The sequence below is a fragment of the Streptomyces sp. Je 1-4 4N24 genome (genome assembly GCF_026239515.1).
GTDB classification, from domain to species: Bacteria; Actinomycetota; Actinomycetes; order Streptomycetales; family Streptomycetaceae; genus Streptomyces; species Streptomyces nigrescens.
The window spans coordinates 7,914,311-7,929,919 of sequence record NZ_CP110836.1 but is presented as its reverse complement, the minus strand read 5'-3'; the positions used below and the strand labels follow the sequence as shown (position 1 = coordinate 7,929,919).

At 69.7% G+C, this 15,609-nt stretch carries 9 protein-coding genes; 6 read left to right on the top strand and 3 right to left on the bottom strand.

All coding sequences use genetic code 11. The features are described 5' to 3' along the window. Nucleotides 1-41 precede the first annotated feature (41 nt). Nucleotides 42-698, bottom strand: coding sequence for a response regulator transcription factor (locus tag SLV14N_RS34705; RefSeq protein ID WP_018093232.1), 657 nt, complete (start codon nt 696-698; stop codon nt 42-44). After that, nucleotides 680-2,578 carry a sensor histidine kinase gene (locus SLV14N_RS34700; protein WP_263272495.1) on the bottom strand — a complete coding sequence of 633 codons (1,899 nt, stop codon included), beginning with the start codon at nt 2,576-2,578 and terminating at the stop codon, nt 680-682. Before SLV14N_RS34700 ends, SLV14N_RS34705 begins: the two co-directional genes overlap by 19 nt. A 517-nt stretch (nt 2,579-3,095) precedes the next feature. Here SLV14N_RS34700 and SLV14N_RS34695 point away from each other — a divergent pair. Further along, nucleotides 3,096-3,920: a hypothetical protein gene (locus SLV14N_RS34695; protein ID WP_263272494.1), complete on the top strand. Its 825-nt coding sequence runs from the start codon at nt 3,096-3,098 to the stop codon at nt 3,918-3,920. An 83-nt stretch (nt 3,921-4,003) separates the two neighbouring features. On the opposite strand, the gene SLV14N_RS34690 is transcribed toward SLV14N_RS34695, so the two are convergent. Beyond that, complete coding sequence (locus SLV14N_RS34690; RefSeq protein ID WP_208686489.1) at nt 4,004-6,793, bottom strand: AAA family ATPase; 2,790 nt, start codon at nt 6,791-6,793, stop codon at nt 4,004-4,006. A 1,761-nt stretch (nt 6,794-8,554) separates the two neighbouring features. Between SLV14N_RS34690 and SLV14N_RS34685 the strand changes: the two genes are divergently transcribed. The 5 genes from SLV14N_RS34685 to SLV14N_RS34665 all read left to right on the top strand — a co-directional run bounded on the left by SLV14N_RS34685 (nt 8,555) and on the right by SLV14N_RS34665 (nt 15,482). Further along, the gene (locus SLV14N_RS34685; protein WP_263272493.1) at nt 8,555-9,967 is read left to right on the top strand and encodes a class I adenylate-forming enzyme family protein; all 1,413 of its coding nucleotides are present in this window, start codon (nt 8,555-8,557) and stop codon (nt 9,965-9,967) included. A gap of 58 nt (nt 9,968-10,025) precedes the next feature. Beyond that, nucleotides 10,026-10,820, top strand: a complete 795-nt coding sequence (locus tag SLV14N_RS34680) for a carbon-nitrogen hydrolase family protein (protein WP_208686484.1) — start codon at nt 10,026-10,028, stop codon at nt 10,818-10,820. Nucleotides 10,821-10,960: 140 nt separating this feature from the next. Then, nucleotides 10,961-13,093: a prolyl oligopeptidase family serine peptidase gene (locus tag SLV14N_RS34675; protein ID WP_263272492.1), complete on the top strand. Its 2,133-nt coding sequence runs from the start codon at nt 10,961-10,963 to the stop codon at nt 13,091-13,093. A 389-nt stretch (nt 13,094-13,482) separates the two neighbouring features. Then, on the top strand, nt 13,483-14,025 hold the full coding sequence (locus SLV14N_RS34670; RefSeq protein WP_208688239.1) for a Rieske (2Fe-2S) protein: 543 nt from the start codon (nt 13,483-13,485) through the stop codon (nt 14,023-14,025). A gap of 230 nt (nt 14,026-14,255) precedes the next feature. After that, the gene (locus tag SLV14N_RS34665) at nt 14,256-15,482 is read left to right on the top strand and encodes a cytochrome P450 (protein WP_263272491.1); all 1,227 of its coding nucleotides are present in this window, start codon (nt 14,256-14,258) and stop codon (nt 15,480-15,482) included. Nucleotides 15,483-15,609: the final 127 nt, after the last annotated feature.

The following is a 15,609-nucleotide window of genomic DNA, read 5'->3' as shown; positions in this document are numbered from 1 at the left end:
GAGCCGGTGCGATCCCCCTGCGCCGGCCCACCGGACAGCCCTCAGTCCAGATTCGCGCTGTTCAAATAGGCCAGGACCGCGAGCACCCGGCGGTTGGTGTCATTGGAGTTGGTGAGGTTCAGCTTGGTGAAGACGCTGGCGATGTGCTTGCTCACCGCGCCTTCGCTGATGTAGAGGCGGTGCGAGACCGCGGCGTTGGAACAGCCCTCGGCCATCAGCTCCAGGACCTCCCGCTCCCGGGCGGTCAGGGTGCCCAGCGGCTCCTGATGGGCATTGCTCTCCACCAGCTTGGAGATGACCTCCGGGTCCATCGCGGTACCGCCCTCGGCGACCCGGCGCAGCGCGTCCACGAACTGGGTGGCGTTGAACACCCGGTCCTTCAGCAGATATCCGATGGCACCGGACCCGTCGGCCAGCAGTTCGCGCGCATAAAGCTGCTCGACGTGCTGGGAGAGCACCAGGACGGGCAGGCCGGGGATCCGCCGGCGGGCCTCGTGCGCCGCCTGCAGCCCCTCATCGGTGAACGTGGGCGGTAGTCGGACATCCACGATCGCGACATCGGGCCGGTGCTCCTCCACCGCCGTGAGCAGCTCCGGGCCGGTCTCGACTGCGGAGACGACCTCGAAGCCGTGCGCGGTGAGCAGATGGGTCAGACCTTCGCGCAGCAGGTAGAGGTCCTCTACGAGGACAACACGCACGGAATCTCCAGGGTGACTGTGGTGGGACCGCCAAGTGGACTGTGCACGGTGAGACTTCCGTCGAATGTAGCGAGCCGCCGCTGGACGCCGCGCAGCCCGCTGCCCTTCGCCGGATCGGCGCCACCGGCCCCGTTGTCGGTGATCGCGATCCGCAGATGCTGTGCCGTGTGGCGCACGTCGATGCGCACACGGTCCGCCTCGGCGTGTTTGGAAACATTGGTGAGCAGTTCGGACACCGCGAAATAGGCGGCGGACTCGACCGGGCGCTCCGGGCGGCCGGGCAGGTCGATCCGCAGACCGACCGAGAGCGGTGAGTCCAGGGCCAGTCCGCGGATGGCGTCCGCGATACCGCGTTCGGCGAGCACCGGTGGGTTGATCCCGCGGATCAGATGGCGTAGCTCGATGAGGGCTTTCGCGGAGGCTTCCCTGGCGGTCCCGACCATCCTCTTGGCGGACGCCGGGTCCCGTTCGATGAGCGCCTCGATGGCGCCGAGTTTCATGCCCATGGCCACCCACTGCGCCTGCGCTCCGTCGTGCAGGTCCCGTTCGATCCGGCGCAGCTCGGAGGAGAGGGTCTCCCGGGCTTCCATCCGGGTCTCGGTGAGCTGGTCCACCCGGCGGCCGAGCAGGGCCGACTTGGTCGGCCCGAGGAGGAGCCAGCTCCACAGGCCGTGCAGCCGCAGCAGCGGGATGGCGAGCAGGCTCCCGGTCAGGGTGCCGATCACGCCGATCAGCGGGGCGGTGGCGATCGGGTAGTCGCCGATGACCGGGATGGCATGGATGAGCAGGGGCCAGCGGTCGAAGGTGTGGAAGTTGACGAAGGGCTGAAGCAGCGATGCCCAGGCCCAGGACCAGATCAGACCGAAGAAGCAGTACCCGGTGACCACTACGGGCAGCGCGGCGAGCAGCACCCCGACCACGGGGTCGAGCAGGAGCCACAGCAGGTCCCGCCAGGTGGCCAGATCCCGTGCGTTCTGCCGGTACCGCAGGGACCGCAGCGCCATCTCCGGGGTGCGGTAGAGCGTGCGGCCGATCTGGTAGGTGCCGTCGGGCCGGGGCGGGGGCAGGGCCGGTTCGGGCAGGTAGGGCCGGTCGATCCGGATGCCCGTCCACTCCTGGATCTGATGCCGGCGCCAGGAGGTGAGCTGCCGGCCGGCGACCAGCACGGTCGGCCAGGCCCACAGCAGGATCGGCACCATGGCCAGCAGATGCATGAGCGCGGCGGCCAGTTCGGCGACCGCGAGTCCGGCGGTGAGGGCCAGCCGCCAGGTGGCGAGCCCGCCACGGCCGATCCAGATCAGCGCACGGCGTATCCCCGAATCGGTTGCGGACGCGAGCAGTTGGCAGGTCCAGCGGCCGTGCAGATGGAGCAGGACCGGCCCGAAGCCGAAGCCGGCCAGCGCCGTCGCCACGGCGATCGGGACGGTGATCCCGGTATGTCCCGGCCAGTACCAGGGGAACGTGGTTCCCAGCACGACCAGCGTGAGCGGCAGCAGCGCCGTGACGCTGCCGACGAAGGGGTTGATCAGCATCCACAGGATGTCCCGGGAGGTGGCCGGGTCCTTGACCAGCCAGTCCCAACGCCGTTCGTAGGAAAGCTTCTTCGGGGTCTGATAGAGCCGGTTCTTGTAGCGGTACCAGCCGTCGTGTTCGGGTTCGGGGGGCGGCGGCGGGGGTTGGTACGGCACCGGGATGTCCACCCCGCACCACCGGCTCGCGAGGGTGCGGTACACATTGAGCGGATCGCGGTACCACTGGGCGAGCGCCTGGATACCGAAGAGCGTGCCGAGGCCGACGGCGGCCAGCATGGGTCCGGCGGTGAGTCCCAGCCCGAACAGCACAAGGCCGCGCAGGGGCGCCCACAGGTGCCGTCCGAACATCGAATCTCCCCGTACTTTCCGATGCCCCCGGCGGGAGCGATCGCCAGATGCCACGATACCGACCGGGGGTAGGGGTTCTCGGATTTCTTTGGCCGACACCCATGGCCTCAATAGGGAGGCGCTGGCCGGGAATCGATCCTCAATTCCGGGGTCCCCGGCACGGTGTGCGGTGCGGCGCATATCAGTGACGCATCCCGTAGCGGATCGGCCCCTTCACACGGCCGCCCCGCTCACCGCCCCTCTCCGCCAACGGCCCCTCCACATGGCTGGAAAAAGAGCATTGACCCCCTACAAGGATGGCCGGTGAAGCCGCCACTGGCACCACGCCCGCGGACTCTTCCCCCCTCCTGGGTAAGGAATGAGATATCCGTCAACCGGGGTAGAGCTAGCTCCACCCGTCGTGTGGCCGTAGCTTGATTCACGGAATGTGCCGCCACGGCATATTTTCTGCATACGACGATTCACGATGGACAAAGGTCCATACCGACTCCCCTCCCTCATCGCCAGGAGGTATTCGATGCGGTCGTCGCGCGGTGCATCCCTCACACCGCCCCGGGTCTACGGCGTCGGCGTCTGCGCCGGTCGCCTCGTCGTACATGACCCCTTGACCGGTGTGACCCACTACCGGGACCAGCTGATCACGGTGGGACGCACCATGCTGCGGGCGAGCGAGGTCGCGACGCACCCCGTGGCCGACCCGACCGCACTGGGCGGGTCGGGGGCCCTCGGGGTCCGCTGGTCCCCGGTGGTGCAGCGCGATCCGTCGCCCACATGTGTGCCCGCTGACTCCGTTCACCGCCGTGCGGCGCGCGCGCTGGCCTGCGCCGGACTGCTGACCGTGGACCTGCACGAGGTGGAGCCGCTGCCCACTCCCGATCTCACCGACATCGCCGGCCATCTCACCGACGATGGCTGCACGGTCAGCCTCACCACCGAACACTGTCCTGCCGAGCGCCATGCGGAAGCACTCGCCGACTGCGTCGACGCACTGCGCATCTGCGTGGACAGCGCGGTCACCGGACGGCATCACTTAGGACCCGACGAGCGGGAGCAGCGTCTGAGATCCCTTGTCTCCGGTACGCGCGCCACGGTCGCGGCCGGGCTGCCCACCCAGCTGTACACCCGCGTCATCCCGCCCCGGCCGGGGAACGAGGCGACCCGGTGGCTGGTCGAGCTGGCCGACGCCGTCGGCGCGCACGGGGTGACCTTCGCCCGGCCCCACGGGGACGGCACGCTGGCGATGCCGAGCCTGACCGACTGGGGCGCCGACACACCGCCCTGCGGAACGCTCAAGCCGCTGGACGTTCCGCTGGACACGGTGTGTCTGCGCGCGGACGGCTGAGGAAGCCGTCCGCCGCGACCGCACAGGACCGGAGGCACCAACTCCCGTGTCACCACCGGCAATTGGTACGTACCGCCCTGCGCTCAGGCGATATCCGCGATGTCCGCCGGAAGTCCGACCGGCAGATCCGCCCGGCGCTTGATGTTCAGTTTCCGGTACACCCTGGTCAGATGCTGTTCCACAGTGCTCACGGTGATGTGCAGCTTCCGGCCGATCTCCCGGTTCGTCCGCCCCAGCGCGGCGAGCGCGGCGACCCGGCGTTCGGCCTCGCTCAGCACGGCCATGCCCTCGGCGTCCTCCCATTGGCTCGGAGTGGTCTCACTGTTCAGCGGCTCCCTGGTGGCGACGAGTTGGTTGTACAGCTGCTCGGCATGGCAGCTCTTGGCCAGTTGCAGCGCCCGGCGCCGGATCAGCTGGGCCCGGTCCAGTTTGCCGAGGATCTGCCAGACCTGACCGAGTTCGACGAACGCCCGCGCCAGTTCGTACCGGTCCCCGCCGGCCTGCAACAGATCGACCACCTCGCCGAGCAGGGGCAGCCGTTGCTTGAGATCGCTGACCGAGGCGAGAATTCCGAGCGAGACACCCCGCATCCGGGTGGAGTCCGTCCCGATCATGCGTAGTTGGTCCTTGATGAGTTCCCTGGCCCGGTCGGTCTGGCCGACCCGGACGAGGGCCTGGGCCAGGTCCCCGCGCCAGGGCAGGGTCATCGGATGGTCGAGCTTCCACTTGACCACGAGATCGCCCACGGCTTCGAAGTCCTCTAGCGCGGCGTGCGGCCGGTCCGTCGCGAGATGGAAATGCCCACGAGCCGTCCGGTACTGCAGCCCGTAACGGGTGTCCATCATGGCCTGCGGGATCATCTGGTTGAGGAATTCCGCGGCCTTGTCGAAGTGGCCCCGCATCGTCGCGGCGTGCACCGCATGGGACAGCGGCGAACCGATCGCCACGCCCCAGCTCCGCGCGGAGAGGGCGGTCAGGGCACTGCAGGCATCCCGTTCGGCGTCGGCGAGATCACCGAGCCGGAGGCTGACCGCGGCCCGGGTGTCCAGCAGCACGCCACGCCAGGCGGCGGCGTGCTGGCCCTCGGCCTTCTGGAGCAGTTCGTTGCACCAGTACATCGCGCGCTCGAACCGCTCGGCGGCCAGGAGTTCATGCAGCGCGGAGATCACGGATGCCAGCGGGGTCTCCCTGACCCGGGCCCGCTGCAGCACCTGCTCGGCCCCCTCGACCGCCGGGGAGTTTCCCGTGCCACGCGGCAGAACGGCTGTCTGCGGTCTGCGCGCCGGGCCCGGGGACCCCGGGGGTTCGGACATCGCGGCGTGCCGTTCGACCTGGGCGAAGATCTGCGGATGCCAGCGGGAGAGCCACTGGCGGGTCAGTTTCCGTTCGGCCTGATCCCGGGAGCCGTCCCCCTCGGGCGGGGCACCCAGGCTCTCCAGCGCGCGCACCGCTTCCTTGGGCCGGCCGTGCCATGCCAGCGAACGGACCAGCCGCATCACCTCACGGCCGCTGAGCAGCTCCTTCTCCAGCGCCGTCTGCAGGGGGCCGTGGTGTCTGGTCGCGGCCGCGGGGCTGCTCGTCCACTGCACCCAGGCGAGCCGGGCGGTGAGCATGGCGCGCTTGTGCTCGTCGCCGCAGGAGCGACTGGCGAACTCCAGGTACTGCACCGCCTCCGCCACCTTTCCGAGCGCCAGTGCCTGCTCCGCGTGCGGCAGGGCCTGATCGGCGGCGGCGTGCAGCACCCGGGCGGCCCAGGGCTCGTCGGCCTCACCGGCGGCCAGGAGGTAGCCCACCACGTCCGAGGGCGCCACTCCGTCGTGGTGCAGCAGCTCGGCCGCGCGGCGGTTCAGTGCGGAACGCTCCTCGGGCGTCAGCTCGTCCAGTACCGCTGCCCGGGTGCCCTCGTAGCGGAACTGGGCGTCGATGGTCAGTCCCGCCAGCTCCAGGGCCTCCAGGGCACCGCCCACCACCGACGGCCGGACGTCCAGGAATCTGGCCAGCAGCGCGGGGGCGGCGAACTCGCCGAGCACCGCGATCGCCCGTGCGGTCCGCAGCAGTTGGGGGCCGCCGCGGTGCAGGCAGGCCAGCACCGCCCTGGTGAAGGCCTGCCCGGTGACCGGGCCGGCCGCCGCTCCGGCGGATGCGTCCGGGCCCGGCGCCAGACTGTCGTCCACGAGTGCGCGCGTCAGCAGGGGGTTGCCGCCGGTCAGTGCGTAACTGCCGGGTGCCTGCCGGAGGGCGGCCGAGGAGTCCAGCCGCTGGGCGAGCAGCTGCCCGACCCCCTCCGGGGACAGCGGGGACAGCGTGAACTGCCGGGAATACGGCTGCCTGAGCGCCTCGGCGACCAGGTCGGACGGCGGTTCGGTCCCCTGGCTGAGCAGCAGCATCACCCGCGCCGTCCCGATCCGGTGCTGGAGGTAGGTCAGCACCTGCAGCGAGGCGGGGTCGGCGAACTGGTGATCGTCCACGGTGACCACCAACGGCCCCTTCCTGCTCAGTTCGAGCAGGCCGACGCACAGGTCGTGCGCATCCCTGGTCCCGGACTGCACAGGGGACGGCGGTTCACCTCCCACCTGCGGCGCCTCCAGGCCGGTCAGGTGCGAAAGCATCGCGGAGGCTTCGGGCGGGGTGGTCGCCCCGCTGAAGAACTGCTCGATCACACCGAAGCGGAGCGATTGTTCACTGGGCGCGCCCGAGGCCCGCAACAGCGTGGCACCGGAGGCAACAGCATGTTCCTCGAACGCTCTGAACAGGGCAGTTTTACCGCTGGCGATTCCCCCTCGTATCACGGCCACCTTGCCGCAACCCTTGGCACTGTCACTCAATGCTGTGCGCAGCTCCGCAATAACCGCGTCACGTTCCACTAACCCCATGCAGCTCTTCCTCCCCGAAAGAAGAACCTCAGGCATACCTCTTTCTACCCGAGGTAATGCACATTCCCCACAATATTTACTTTGACGACTGCTGTGCCGGACGACGTGAATACCACGACCGTCACCGGAAAGCGCATCTTATGAAGAAGTTGCTTTTCGCGCCGAGCAAACACATACAGTCCGGCCGCCGAGTGAAATTCGGCGAACATCAATCAACCGCAGTTGTAAAATTTGACTCAGGAGTCAATATCGTATTTCAGAAACAACAAAGGCAAGGCGATAGCATCGCGTCTGGAGATATGATTCCACACCGCCTCAGGTTTGCCACAGGGCCGGAAATTCCGACCAAAAGCGCCTGGGGAAGCAGATGTCCGCGAGAAAGCCCGGTCCCCCAGATGCCGGGAACGCGCTCTTGAAACCCGAACAAGAGAAGATCAAGAGACGTTAAAGGTCGCGTTTTCGCGCCGCAAAGGCACTACCACTATTAATATGAACGATCACACCCCTAGGGTTCAAGCAGACCAGGTGTGACGGCAGTCACACCAAGGCCTCTAAGTGTACGCCAACCACCGGCGTCACATTCTCGCGAATTATGGATTCCGGACCCGGCCCGGCCGGCGCGGAATTAAAGATTCCGGGAGTGGGTGCACCATCACGGAATTCATGATTCCGCAGTTCTCGTTGGTGCCACCTGCACAAATGCGAGGCGGCCAGGCCATCCGGAGCGCCCCGTTCGACCACCGGAACAACCGCTTCCACCGATCGCCGACCACGCAACGCCGCCAGATGTTCACGCGACGCACCGACCGCGCTTCTCAGCCTTCGGCGCCTTCCGCAAGGCCTCCTGAGTAAGAGTCACGTAAAAGTGCGCCGGATCAACCAATAGGAGGCCGCGCACCGCCACGGGAGCCCATGGACCGAAACTCCCGCAACGTCCCGGCGATGAGCGGCAGGACGAGGACACCGGTGACCGGCGGATACCTCTCGCCGCCGGTCACACCGTGACCACCACATCGATCCGCACAATCAGCAGCGAGGGGAAGGAAGTTGGCGTGTCCGGCCTTGACTCGGGCTTGACTCGTGTGCACGTATCGCTACCCAGAGTGAGTGCGTGAGCTGACTTCTGAGTAACCCGTGCCGAACGGCGTCACTGCGGGGAGAAGGCGCGCCGCGCCACCGCCTCCGTTGCCGACACATCTCCGCAGGAGGCCCCCGGCCACCGGGCGCGGGCGTATCGGCCCGTGCGGCGGGCAGCCTCCGAAAGGAAATGCCGGGGCGTGGCTCCGCGCGACCTGCCACGGGTGCCGGGCAGGAAGGCGAACCCCGGCGGAATTCCGGCAGGCGGAATGGCGCCGGGAAAGCAAGATCGAGCGTGCCGACATCCGCGATGGCGCCGTCGGATGCCGTGGTCACGGTGGTCAGGCCGTGGCGAACGCAGCCATGCGAACCCTGCCGTGTGGACATCGCTCCCTTCGGCGCCGGCGGCCTTGGCGGGGTGGCGCCGGCACCCGCGATGCGGCTGGCGCAACGTCCCTGGTGGACCCGGCCCGCGACGGAATTCCGGCCGGGGACGGCCCGAGGCCGGGGTGGCAAGAGAAGGGACCTTAGGGGTGCGGATAAGGGTTCCCTCCCCGCGCCGCCGCTTCCAGACTCGCCGTAGGTGAGGCACGTGCCCTGCCCTGTCGGCTGGGCGGCTCCCGCTCGATTTCCGCAGTGATGCCGCATGTGAGGTCTGCCCACGAGGAAGGAAGCGTGCGACCAGTGAACGCAAGGATCTTTGCCCCTGACTCGGTGCGGACCCTGTCCGAATTCGAGCACGACGCACTCCGCATCGCGCAGGTACTCGGTGAGCGGGGCGTCGGCCCCGGGGACCGGGTCATGCTCAAGGCGGGCAACTCGGCAGCCTGGGTGGCGACGCTGCTCGGGCTGATGCACATCGGCGCGTCGATCGTGCTGATCGACCAGCAGGAGCATGCGGAGCAGACCCGGCAGATCATCCTGCGCACCGGTACGAAACTCGTCCTCAGTGACGAGGACTCGCCGCTCGACAGCAGCCAGGAAGCCGTGCATCTCTACGAGTTGCTGGTGTCCGCCGCCGGCCGGCAGATCGCGGACGAGCCGCTGACCGTCGATGCCTGGAGCGAGCTCCCCGACGGCCTGATCATGTGGACGTCCGGTTCGACCGGCACCCCTAAGGGTGTGGTCAAGTCGGGTCGCAAGTTCCTCAAGAACCTCGAACGGAACGCGGCGCAGGTCGGGCACCGGGAGGACGATGTTCTGCTGCCGCTGCTGCCGTTCGCCCACCAATACGGCCTCTCCATGGTGCTGATCGCCTGGCTGAAGCGGTGTTCGCTGGTGATCGCCCCGTACCGGAGGCTGGACCGCGCGCTGCTGATGGCGGAGGAGTCGGGGGCCACGGTCATCGACGCCCCGCCGTCCAGCTACCGCAGCATGCTCAACCTCGTCTCACGGAAGCCGAGTCTGCGTCCCGGGCTGGAGCGGGCGCGGATGTTCTGCGTCGGCGCGGCGCCGCTGGACGATCCGCTGGTCGGCCAGTACGCGGCGGAATTCGGCCGGCCGCTGCTGGACAGCTACGGCAGCACGGAGCTGGGCAACATCGCCTTCGCGACACCGGACAACCCGGTGGCGTGCGGGCAGGCGATGGACGGTATCCAGGTGCGCGTCGTCGACGATGCGGGCCGGGCGGTCCCCGCGGGCGAGCCCGGCGAGGTGGAGGTGAACACCCCCGACGCGCTGGAGGGCTATCTCGCCGAGGACGGCACCCTGCAGCCCTCGCCGCAGGGCTGGCAGCGCACCGGCGATCTCGGCCGCCTCGACGCGGACGGCAATCTCTTCGTCCTCGGCCGCAAGTACGCGGTGCACCGCATGGGTTACACCCTCTATCCCGAGCTGATCGAACGCAGTGTGGCGGCCCAGGGCTGCTCGGCCAGGATCGTCGCCCTGCCCGACGAGCGGCGTGGCGCACAGCTCGTCTTCTTCGTCGAGGACGACCAGGGCCAGGAGGAGGCGTACTGGCGCGAGCGGCTCTGTGGCATGCTGGCGGCCTACGAGCACCCCGACCGGGTCGTCGTGCTCGATCACTTCCCGCTCAACCGCAATGGCAAGCCGGACAAACGGCAGTTGGAGCACCTCGCCCGAGCCCGCGGCCGGTGAGCTCACCGCCGGCGGCTCCGGCACTGCCGGCGGGTGTCATCCCCGGAGGACGTACGCAGTGAAGATCGCCTGCCTTCAGACCGTCTGTGGCGCGACGGATGTCGGGCAGACCCTCGACCGGCTGCGGGACGCCGCGGGGAAGGCGGCCGCCGAGGGCGCCGAGCTGCTGGTCGCTCCGGAGATGACGGTCGGCGGCTATCCCCTGCAGTACGCGGCCCTCGCGCAGTCGGCCGGCCCCGCGGAGGGCCCGCAGTGCGCCGCGGTGTCGGAGATCGCACGGGAAGCGGGGATCGCGGTGGCGCACGGCTGGCCCGAGCGGGACGGTGCGCGCCTCTACAACGCGGTGCGGCTCGTCGGCCGGGACGGGCGGCAGCTGGCCGTCTACCGGAAGGCGCACCTCTACGGCCGGGCCGAGCAGGAGCTGTTCACCCCCGGCGGGAGCGGCGTGGTGCAGGCGTCCCTGGGCGGCCTGACCGTGGGCATGCTGATCTGTTACGACGTCGAGTTCCCCGAGGCCGTGCGGGCCCATGCGCTCGCGGGCACGGATCTGCTGCTGGTGCCCACGGGCCTGATGAGCCCATGGGACTTCGTCGCCCAAACGATCGTGCCCGCCCGCGCCTTCGAGAGTCAGCTCTACATCGCCTACGCCAACTGGAGCGGCGAACACGGTGGCCTGCGCTTCTGCGGCCGGACCACGATCGCCGCCCCGGACGGCACGGTGGAGTGCCTCGGCCCCACCGCATCCGGCGGGGACCAGCTCCTCTTCGGCGAGGCCGACCCCAACACGCTGGCCTCGGCGCGCCGGACCACGCCCTACCTCAGGGACCGCCGCCCGGAGCTGTACGGGAGCTGACCCCATCACTTCGGTTGCGCACACATACGCCGCTGCCGGGCCTTTCGCCTGAATCCGGACTGTGCCTAGGTTGTCGCCAGGGATCGCCGTGCCCGGGACCACCGCAGACCGGAACGCCCTCAGCACCTGGAGGACACATCTTGCCCAGCAGCGCCGTGACAGCCGAGCAGTCCACGAACTCCGCTGACTTTCCCCGCCAGTTCGCCCGCAGCCGCCGCTTTTCCCTAGGGGTTCCCCGGCACTTCACCGTCTCCCCCGACGGCCGCCGGGTGCTCTTCGTCCGTACGGTCTCGGGCAACGATCCCGTGGGCCGGCTGTGGCAGTACGAGGACGGTTCGGAACGGCTGTTGGCCGATCCGGCACTCCTGGTAGGGGCCGGTCCCGGCGCGGTCCCCGAGGAGGAGAGGCTGCTTCGGGAGCGCGCCCGCGAGCGGACCGTGGGAGTGGTGTCGTACGCGACGGACGAGGCCGCCCGTCTGGTGGCGTTCGCGCTGTCGGGGGCCCTGTGGGCGGTGCGTACCGACGGCGGCACCCCGTTCTCCGTCCCCGCGGCCGGTCCGGTGATCGACCCCCGCCCCTCCCCCGACGGCCGGTACATCGCCTATGTGAGCCGCCGCTGCTTCCACGTCGTCGATCTGGCCGGCGCCGACCGCCGGCTGGCCCGTGCGGAGGGTCCGGAGATCTCCTACGGGCTCGCCGAGTACGTGGCCGCCGAGTCCATGCACCGGCTGCGCGGCTACTGGTGGGCACCGGACAGCCGCCGCGTCCTGGTGGCCAGGGTCGACACCAGCCCCGTGGAACGGCGTTACCTCAGCGATCCGGCCGACCCGACGAAGCCGCCGCAGGCGATCCGCTATCCGGCGGCCGGCACCCCCAATGCGGAGGTCACCCTGCAGCTCCTCTCGCTGGAGGGGGACCGGGTCGAGGTGGAGTGGGACCGTAAGGAGTACGAGTACGTCGTGGCGGCCGGCTGGGACGCGCACGGTCCGCTCGTCACCGTGCAGAGCCGCGACCAGCGCGTCGTGCGCACGCTCGCGGTCGATCCGGAGACCGGTGCCACCGAAGTGCTGCACGAGCGGACCGACCCCGCGTGGGTGGAGATCATCGACGGCACCCCGGCCCGTACGGCGTCGGGCGCGTTGGTGCACCATGAGGACGAGGGCGACACCCGGTATCTGGCCGTCGGGGGCCGACGGGTCACCCCGGAGGGGATGCAGCTGTGCGCGGTCCTCGGGGTCGAGGGCGAGCGGGTGCTGTTCACGGCGAGCGAGGATCCGCTGGAGACCCATGTGTGGTGCCATGAGCCCGGCCGCGGCAACCGCCGGCTGAGCCGGGAGCCCGGCAGGTTCACGGGCGTGGCGCGGGGCGGCACCGTCGTCCTGGCGGGCGTGACGTCGCGGGGCGACGAGGTGGGCGTACTGCGGGATGACGAGAGGGCCGGGGACCCGCCGTACCAGGCCCTCACCTCGCTCGCCGAGGAGCCGTCGGTCACCCCGCGGCCGGTCCATCTCACCCTCGGCGAACGGGAGTTGCGCGGCGCCCTCTTCCTGCCGTCGTGGCACGAGGAGGGCACCGGAAAGCTGCCGGTGCTCCTCGACCCGTACGGGGGACCGGGCATACAGCTCGTGGGACGGGGCCGCGGATGGTTCACCTGTGTGTCGCAGTGGTTCGCCGAGCAGGGCTTCGCGGTGCTGGTGGTCGACGGGCGCGGGACCCCGAACCGGGGCCCGGCCTGGGAGAAGACCATTCACGGCGACCAGCTCACGCCCGCGCTGGAGGACCAGGTGGACGCGCTGCAGGCGGCCGCGGCGCGCTTCGGTGACCTGGATCTGACGAGGGTGGCGATCCGCGGCTGGTCGTTCAGCGGGTTCCTGGCCGCGGCCGCCGTGCTGCACCGCCCGGAGATCTTCCACGCGGCGGTCGCCGGCGCCCCGCCCACCGACCAGCGGATGTACGACACCCACTGGAAGGAGCGGTTCCTGGGCCACCCTGAGGAGCAGCCGGAGAACTATGTGCGCTCCTCCCTGGTCGGCCACGGCCATCTGCTGAGCCGCCCGCTGCTGCTGGTCCACGGGCTCGCGGACGACAATGTGGCGGCCGCGCACACTCTGCGCTTCTCGGCGGAGCTGCTCGCGGCGGGCAAACCGCACAGTGTGCTGCCGCTGCCCGGTGCCACCCATCTGCCGGCCGACGACGCGGTCAATGCGCAGCTGCTGAACTTCCAGCGGGACTTCCTGCTGAAGGCGCTGGAAGGGCGCGCCGACCAGAGCTGACGGGGCCGGCTCGCGACGGGCGGTGCCGTCCCGCCGGGCGCTTCGGCCGGTCGCCCCGGTCGTCGGCCGCCTTCGTGGGGCGTCGCGTCACGACCGCCCCTCGTCCGCCTCCGTCACACCCGTCCGCCATCCGCCACCCGCCACCCGCCGTCCGGTCATCCGCGGTCCGGTCATCCCCGGTCCGGTCATCCCCGGTCCGGTCATCCGCGGTCCGCCGTCTGCCGTCGGCTCCGGCAGACGCGCGAGGCCGCATTGAACGCTCCGGGCGGCGGCTCCGTATGGACCTTGTGCAACGTCCATGGAGCACATCGCGCACCGAAGGCACCACCAAGAACCGGAGGCACACCATGGCTCGACAGGCAGCGTCGGAGCGGACGGAGACCGAAGCGATGACGGCGACGGAGGAGACCGGCCCGGCGCCGGCGGGGCGCGGGGCGGGGCGGCGGGCCGTCGTCGCGGCGGTCGGCGCGGCCGGGCTGACGGCCGCGCTCGCGGCCTGCGGCGGCAGCATGGAGGACGCGGGGGGCGGCAGCTCCAAGGCAGCGGGGGACGAGCAGGCCGCGCCGGGGACGAGCGGCGGGGGCGACAGCGGCTCGGGTGGCACCGGAGGGAGCGGGGACGACGGTGCCGCCGGTGGGGGCGGCGGCCCCGCCCTTGCCAAGACCTCGGAGATCCCCAAGGGCGGGGGCAAGATCTTCAAGGGCGAGAAGGTCGTCGTCACCCAGCCCCAGGACGGCGAGATCAAGGCCTTCTCCGCGATCTGCCCCCACGCGGGCTGTGTCGTCGGCGAGGTCGCCGGCGGCACCATCAACTGCATGTGCCACGGCAGCAAGTTCGACATCACCGATGGCAGCGTGAAGACCGGCCCCGCCACAAAGGCGCTGGCACCCGCCAAGGTGACCGTCAAGGGCGGCTCGGTCACCCTCGGCTGACGCCCCCGGCCACCCGGCCGCCCGCCGGGCTGCCGCCCCGGCGGGCGGGTGTCACGGCGGGCGGGTGTCACGGCGGGCGGGTGTCACGGCCACCGCTCAAAGTCGCATCAGCGTCGCGCTGGGCGGAATGGTCGGTGTCGCGGCATGGTCGGTGTCAGAGCCGTGTCAGTCGTATGTCAGTGCCGTCGGCGATGTTTGTGGCCGCAACAACCGCCACGAAAGGACATCCGATGAGTCAGACGGTTGCCACCCCGCACGGCCTTTCCTCGGAGCGCGACGCGGGCCCCTTCGACCCGCCCCGCCAAATCACCCGGCTGCGTGAGGCTCGCCCGGTCAGTCCCATGGTCTTCCCCGACGGTCACGAGGGCTGGATCGTCACCGGCTACGACGCGGTCCGCCAGCTCCTGGCCGACACCCGGTTCAGCTCCCGTCAGGACATCGGCATTCTCCACGTGCCGTACGAGACCCCCCACATGCCCGCCCCCACCGAACCGTCCCCGCAGGTGCCGGGCCTGTTCGTCGCCATGGACCCGCCGGACCACACCCGGCTGCGGCGCAAGCTCACCGGCGCCTTCACCGTCAAACGTATGAAGCAGCTCGAAGAGCGCATCATCGACATCGCCGAGCGGCAACTGGACGAAGTGGCGCGCCTCACCCCACCGGTCGATCTGGTCAAGGAGTTCGCGCTGCCGGTGCCCTCGCTGGTGATCTGCGAACTGCTCGGTGTCCCCTACGCGGACCGGGAGACCTTCCAGCTCAACTCCGCCAAGTTCCTGGTCAAGGACCAGTCGCTCGACGAGAAGATAGCCGCGTACACCGCAATGACCACGTACCTGGCCGAACTGATCACGGGCAAACGCGCGACCCCCGGCGAAGACATCCTGTCCGACCTGGCCCGCGATGACGACCTCACCATCGAGGAGCTGACCGGCATCGCCTTCCTGCTGCTGTTCGCGGGCCACGAGACCACCGCCAACATGCTGGCACTGGGCACCTTCGCGCTCTTGGAGCACCCCGAGCAGCTCGCCGAACTGCGCGCCACCCCGGACCTGATGCCCGGCGCCGTCGAGGAACTCATGCGCTACCTGTCCATTGCCGACATCTTCTATCGCTACGCCGCGGAGGACATCGAACTCGGCGGTGAAACCATCCCCGAGGGATCGACCGTCGTCGTCTCGCTGCTGGCGGCCAACCGCGATCCGAAACGCTTCGACAACCCCGACACCCTGGACGTCCACCGCAAGGCCCGCGGTCACCTGTCCTTCGGTCACGGCATCCACCAATGCCTGGGCCAGCAGCTGGCCCGCATCGAGATGCGCGCCGGTTTCGACGGACTGCTGCGCCGCTTCCCGACCCTCAAGCTCGCCATCCCCGCCGGCGAGGTGAAACTCAAGAGCGACATGAATATCTACGGCGTCCACGAACTGCCGGTCACCTGGACGGAAACGGCCCGGTAAAGCCGCCGGCCGAGCGCGTCACCTGTGGAGGAACGCGTCTTCAGGACCGCAGCGGCCCCGCCTGCGCAGGGGCCGTCACCACGGCAACTTCCCGCAGAGCGCCAGCAATTGGATGCCTGCCGAACGC